This is a genomic window from Chitinophaga silvisoli (assembly GCF_003412465.1).
GTDB classification, from domain to species: domain Bacteria; phylum Bacteroidota; class Bacteroidia; order Chitinophagales; family Chitinophagaceae; genus Chitinophaga; species Chitinophaga silvisoli.
On record NZ_QTJV01000006.1, the window covers coordinates 77,532 to 83,985 of the forward strand.

At 46.3% G+C, this 6,454-nt stretch carries 5 protein-coding genes; all 5 read right to left on the bottom strand.

All coding sequences use genetic code 11. The features are described from left to right. Nucleotides 1-14 precede the first annotated feature (14 nt). Genes DXN04_RS16180 through DXN04_RS16200 form a run of 5 tightly spaced genes read right to left on the bottom strand, consistent with a single transcriptional unit; the run spans nucleotide 15 to nucleotide 6,436 of the window. Nucleotides 15-410, bottom strand: a complete 396-nt coding sequence (locus DXN04_RS16180) for a hypothetical protein (protein WP_116854424.1) — start codon at nucleotides 408-410, stop codon at nucleotides 15-17. Between the two features lie 7 nt (nucleotides 411-417). Continuing rightward, on the bottom strand, nucleotides 418-2,829 hold the full coding sequence (locus tag DXN04_RS16185) for a penicillin acylase family protein (RefSeq protein WP_116854425.1): 2,412 nt from the start codon (nucleotides 2,827-2,829) through the stop codon (nucleotides 418-420). Nucleotides 2,830-2,838: 9 nt separating this feature from the next. Then, nucleotides 2,839-3,546, bottom strand: a complete 708-nt coding sequence (locus tag DXN04_RS16190; RefSeq protein ID WP_116854426.1) for a thioesterase II family protein — start codon at nucleotides 3,544-3,546, stop codon at nucleotides 2,839-2,841. A gap of 17 nt (nucleotides 3,547-3,563) precedes the next feature. After that, on the bottom strand, nucleotides 3,564-4,730 hold the full coding sequence (locus DXN04_RS16195; protein ID WP_116854427.1) for a hypothetical protein: 1,167 nt from the start codon (nucleotides 4,728-4,730) through the stop codon (nucleotides 3,564-3,566). A 47-nt stretch (nucleotides 4,731-4,777) separates the two neighbouring features. After that, entirely contained in the window at nucleotides 4,778-6,436 is a 1,659-nt protein-coding gene (locus DXN04_RS16200; RefSeq protein WP_116854428.1) for a cyclic peptide export ABC transporter, read from the bottom strand. Between the last annotated feature and the right edge of the window lie 18 nt (nucleotides 6,437-6,454).

Below are 6,454 nucleotides of genomic sequence, written 5' to 3' on the forward strand. Positions count from 1 at the left end.
AGAGTGATTTAAATTTAGTCTTCCCAGGCTGCAGAGCTGCGAAAGCGGTTTTGAGAAAATAATAACCTGCCGGCATAGAGGCCAAGTCCGGAGAGCAACCCGCATACCAGGCCTGAGAGGAGTATGACTACTATGCCTGATACGGACATCAAAGCACCCAGTTTATGGAACATGGTTCCCCCAAAGGCATATTCAAAGTAATAACTGGCACCGGCCCAGACGATAAACCCGGACAGGAAACCGATGGTAAATGCGGCGATCTGCAAGTTGAGCAGGGCACTAAGGATGCCGATGAGAATGACGGGCACAATGAAGCCCCACCATGGCAGGAAGTCCATCTGGCCTGTCAGTAAAATAACAAGGAGTAAGAGGGGAGCTACTTTTAGATTATCTGCAATTCGTTTTTTCATAATAGTATTATTTCAATTTCCAGTAAGCACTTTGTACCTGTTTGCCTTCTGCTGCCGACAGGAGGAACGTAATCGGGTAATATTGGCCTTTGTTCCAGTCATCCACAAATTCATCATAGTGACGACTGCCCAGGCTACCCGACTGACCGCCTGCAAAAATCCCGTACGCGACCGGTTTGGGGCCTAATTCTACGATCATTCTCCAGGATGGACCCCAGTTAGCCGAAACAGCATTGATCGCCTCAGGGAAGCCCGCAGATGGCAAATCCGGGCGACTGAAAGCAGGCAGCTTCGTCATATGCATTACGTTTACTTTGTTGACATCGCCCCATCTGGCAGGAGATTCCTTATATTCCTTTACGGCTGCTACGAAAGCTGCATTGATAATTTCACCTGCGTTTTCCCTGGCCGAGGTGCCCTGTTTATCAAAATATACGGCATCCGGTTCCTTTTCAATCAGGTCCATCAGGATATAATCGTCCGGTACCCGGGTGCTAAAAGTGTATCCTTTCAGTTCATCCCAGGTGTAGTCCCGGATATTCTTCCACCAGCGTTCAAACAGGCGAGCGTTCACATCATCCAGGTTGTAGGTACCCTTCCATGTTGACAGTCGGGATAAGAGTTGTTGCTGATCTGATGATAATTTGTTTTTATCCAGCTTAGCGAGTATAATTGGGAGTGCCTGCAATGCGAAATTATTTGTGTTGTCAAGTTGCATGGCTTCCATTTTCTTCACGTCAAAAGCGCTGTCCCTCTCCAGCAGATCCCGGATTCTCTGTGCCCTGTTTTCCCTATAGTATCCATTATAGTAATAAGGATAGTCTGGTGATGCAGGCCGTTGATTGGCGGAGAAAACAAAGTTGCAGGCAGGATTGAGTACCCCGGGTAAACTATCAGCGGGAATGTATTTTGCCGTCAGTTCTGAAACAGTATTGGCATCGTAGATAAACCTGCCTTCACCGGGTTGTTTGATTAATAATTTACCCTGGTGATTAGCGGCAATATCATTATCCTTTGAGGCGAATACGAAGTTCAGGGAGGGACAGGAGTACTGGCTGATGGCCTCTTTATAATCTGTGTAATTAGTGGCACGGATCAGCTTTATAAATGTGCGGAACTCATTGGAGGGGTGATGCAGTTCCCATTTCAGCGCGTAGTTAACACGGTCCGGCTGCCATTCAGAAAAATGTTTATCACTTACTACCGGTCCAAAGACTGTTTGATAGATCGTATCTTTTACTGTTTGTTCCCCTCTCCTTTTGATCTCTTCAATGGCGTAATGCAGGTCCTGCCATTTCCCATCCAGCTCATATTTGGTATAATCATCTGTCACTTTCAGTTTGTACCAGTCCTTTACATCATCTGCACCATTGCTGATGCCCCAGGCTACATTTTGGTTGAAGCCAATGAGCAAAGCAGGAGTACCGGGAATAGAAATGCCATAGGCATTAATACCGGGTGCAGACAGCTGCATTTCCACCCAGATGGAAGGAAGGGTCAATGCCAGGTGAGGATCACTACACAGGATAGGATAGCCTGATTTCGTCTTTTTGCCGGACACTGCCCAGGTATTACTGCCATATTGTGGATTGTAATCGCTTTTAGGCACTACAGTGCCGGAGCTAAAGAAGGAATAATCCAGGTAAGCAGGCTGCCTGATATGCGGGGCTTGCTGCAATGCCAGCTGACGATGTGCGGGCATCATGGGGGCAGTATGATCAGTATAGTCAGGGAACAATTTATTGAACTTCTCTTCTCCCAGTGTGAGCATGAGGTTGGACATGTTGAAATCTTCCTCATAGCCGGAGAGCATATTTGCTACATACTTCATGAGCAGCACTGTTTTCAGGTTCGTCCATGGCTCGGGGTCATAGTCCAGCAGCTTATATTCGAAGGGCCTGGTCCTGTAGTTGAGCTTTTTGATGTAGGCATTGACACCTTTCGTATATGCGCTGACTACCCTGAAGGTTTCAGGGTCCTTTTCAATTAAGGCAAGAGAAGACTTTGCCGCACTGAGCATACCAATTCTCCGCTGGTTCCTGTCATAATTGACATAGCCATCTTTGAAGATCTCTGAGAGCCTGCCTGCGGATGCATAGCTCAGGAAATCCATTTGCCATAGGCGCAGCGCAGCAGTTACATATCCCTGGGCAAAGAAGAGGTCATCGGTAGAAGAGGCGAAGATGTGCGGCACTTTTCTTTTATCGAAATAGACATCTACCTGTCCGGACAAGCCCATATTACCGAGGGAAAGCGCAGTGGCATCCAGTGCACGGTCGTCTTCATTCTGTACGGCACCTGAAAATGGGTTCAGGACTTTCCCGATGGGGAAGACTGAAAACATTTGTTGGGACAGGGCCAGGATCAGTATGAACAGGGCCAGGAGTGGAAAGATGGCATGTGTGTTTATTCTTTTCATATACTCATTTCATTTGTTAGGTATGAATGCCGTTTTCCTGTAGCATTCCCTGATGATATCCGCCATGCGCTGAGGATGTTTGTGGATAAAGAAGTGATCACCTTCCAGGATCTCATAATTGAAATCAGACCGGGTGAATTTGCCCCAGCAGGCAATCTTGTCAGCATCCTCTTCCTGGCTGCCCATGATGGCGTAGAGGGGAACATTTACAGGGGGTTCATGTTCCATCTTTCTCTTTTCAACCACTTCAAAATCGGCTCTCAGGATGGGTTCAAACAGCTCATAGAGTTCCCTGTTTTCCTTCAGTTCTACCGGCATACCGCCCAGGCTTTCCAGCTCATGAATGAACTCTTTTTCGGCCAGTGTATGCACAGATTTCCGATTGCTTACAGCCGGACCGGCATTGCCGCTCACGATCAGGTAAGCAGGCCTTCTGCCTGTTTTCTCCAGCATATTGGTGACCCGCAATGCGAGGTAAGCGCCCATACTATGCCCATAGATGATAAAGCGATCGGAGCTGATTTGCGGAGCGATCTGTTTATAGATATCAGCAGCTGCCAGGTCAAAATCATGTAGCAGGTCTTCATGAAAGCGTTTACCCCTGCCGGGAAGTTCTGGTGAAAAGGTCTGAAACTCCTTCAAAACCGATGTGAGCAGGCCAAATGAATAACTGTTTCCTCCAGCAAAATGCAGCAGAAATAATTGTGGTTTATTCATAATTGAGTGGATAAAATTTAGTAAGCGTATGCAGCATGTAATCTTTTTCCAATAAAATCCGTCAGCATCTCAGCGCTGTAATCTTTACATTCCAGGACGTTTGCCGTCTCTCTTTTTTCGTGCTCATCCAGCTCGTTCAGAACGCAAAGTTGTGGTTTGCCTGAGAAATTTTTCATCAGCAGACAATTTACCAGCGGCGAATTGCCCCACCAGAAATAGGCGTTTTCTACTGCATGTGGGTACCGGCCGGTATAAGTAATAATTAGTGGCACCTTATGGGCAGGCATACCGTTGGCTGTAAAATAATTGTAGATGCCAGAAGCGCAGTGCAGCAGTCCTGTGCAGGGGCCAAAGATCATCTTTACACAGTCGGCGCTCATGAGTACGATGTCTTTCCGAAGTCCCTGGCGGTTGGCGAATATGATCTTTGATACGATCTTTTCGCCCAGGCATTCGGTATATAAAGCTTTCTTTTCAGCAATGTTTTCGCAGATCATCAGTACGCGGGCCTTTTCTCCTGACAACAACCAATGCAGGGTGCGGAAATAGGTATCAATCCGGAGCACCTTGCTGCGCATAGAGGCGGAATCAAATACTATGTAGAGCTCTTCCTCATTTTTTACGCCCTGGGCTTCATACCATTGATTTGCCCAATCCTTTTCTTCAGCTGAGATATACAATTCATGTACGATTTCTTCCTTACCTTCTTTCAGGAAACTTACCAGCTCAGGATAATCGGGGAAAACGGCTACGCCACGGTCTACAGGGTAGATAAAGTTCTTACTGAGCGAGAAGAAGGCTGTGTGCATTTTTCCTTCGGCCAGTAATGCACCATATTTTTGTTCTACTACAGAAAGAAATTTTGCTTCGTCGGACATGGCACAGAATACGACATCGTATTCCTCCAGGGGCAGCTCTTCCCATTCAGAGATGGTGACACTGTTGGCATATGGGTTATTTTTAATTAACGCCTGCAGGCCAGCAAGGTTCTTGTCATCAGGGGTGAAGCTTAAATCTATCTTTGCCTTTGCAAAAAAAGAATTGCAGGGTTTGATATTGTCCAGCATGAAACAGGTGTCACCGATGTAAAACAGTTTCTGTGCATAGACTAAAACGACCCGTTTAACTTTTTTTCTATCCAGGAGGGAATTATTCTCCAGGATTTTATTGAGGATAGTATGCATGGTCTGATAAATATTGAGGGTAATGGTTTCACGAGATTTTTAAGGTATCACGAGATAGCAATGGTTTCAAAGACATTCACTTTTTCTTCTGTTAGTTTGCCATAATCCATCTTGTAGAGGCGATCTGCACAGTGATAATATCGTTCATCGTGGGTGATGGCCAGGATGGTAATGCCTTGTTTATTTAACAGTGGAATGATTTCCGTATAGAATTTTTTCCTGAAATAAGGATCCTGATCGGCGGCCCATTCGTCCATTACAACCACAGGCTTTTCTTCCAGCAGGGCGGCGATCAGGGCCAGCCGCTTTCGCTGTCCGGTAGAGAGTTCCAATGTAGAAAAGGCATTGCCTTCCAATGTCACCTTGCCCTGGATTTCGAAGAGTTCCAGGTAGTAATGCCATTTATCTATATTGATATGATCATTGCCATAGATTTCATCGAAGAGGTAGAAATCACTGAACACAACGGAAAAAAGCGTTCTGTATTCAGGGTAATTGTCTTCCGTCAGGGGCACTTCGTTGAACAGGATCCTGCCGGCTGAGGGCTTTATGAGGCCCAGGATAGAATTGACGAAAGTCGTCTTACCACTACCATTGCCACCATAGATAAAAACGGTTTCACCTTTGCGAAGGGAGAAATTGATGGGGCCAACTTTAAAGCCATTTTCAGTGGAGGTGTAATTAAACTCCAGGTCTTCAACGATGATATTGGAGAACTCATCCTTGGTGTAGAATTTATCCGGAACCGGGTTATCGAAGTTCGCCTGGTCCAGTTCATCTTTGAGGTCCATGAGGTGTGTGGCGGCTACCTTGGCGCGCATAATGGCAGGAAGGAGCACCATGATCACTTCGATAGAACTCAGGAGATACAGGAGGGTGAAGACAAAGCTTACCACATCTGCAGCTTTTATTCCCAGCACAAAACTGAAATACAACAATACAGTGGAGATCAGGATGTAGAAGAGGATCTGCCCCGTGATCTGGTTATTCAGGTAGCCGATATAGGCGGCCTTGTTATTATCGCGCGACTCTACGCCTATGCTCCTCACTTTGAGCTGGTAGATATCTTTCCCTTTCCTGGGTTCCATGTAAATTTCCTTGAAGCCGTCGAGGATAGCCTTGAAGTACTTCTGGAAGCGGGTTTCCAGTTTATGTGAGGCCTGGAACATGCGGTTGTTCCGCTTTGCGGAAAAGTAATAGATCGTGACCCCTGTGATAGCGACACACATCGTGATAGCAAGCAGCAACAGCGAGATGGTGGACATATAGATCAGGCAGGCCAGGGTGAGGATGATGGCAGAAAAGAATTCGATAATGGAAAAGGAAGCACTGGTCAGCACATTCACATCGTGCAGGATGGCCGTGTTGATATTATCTTTTCTTTTGGAAAGCTGTTCGTAGCTGGCATTCAGGATCAGGGCCAGGATCTCGCTTCTCATTCTCCAGAAAAGGTTCTGGGAGAGGTTAATGATGGTGAGAGACAATGTTCTTCTGACCCAGATGAACATGAGGATGATGCCGGCGAAAATAATGATGTACTCCTTGCTTACACCAGTGAGTTTGCCTGCGATGAGTAATCCGATTACCCGGGTGACCATGTTCATGAACAGGAAACCACACAAGCCAGATAGAATGCCAAGCAGACTATATTTTAGTATTCCCGCCTTACCTATCAGGGGGGCTACTATTTGCAACATTCGTTTCATAATTCTTCAGTTTATCTC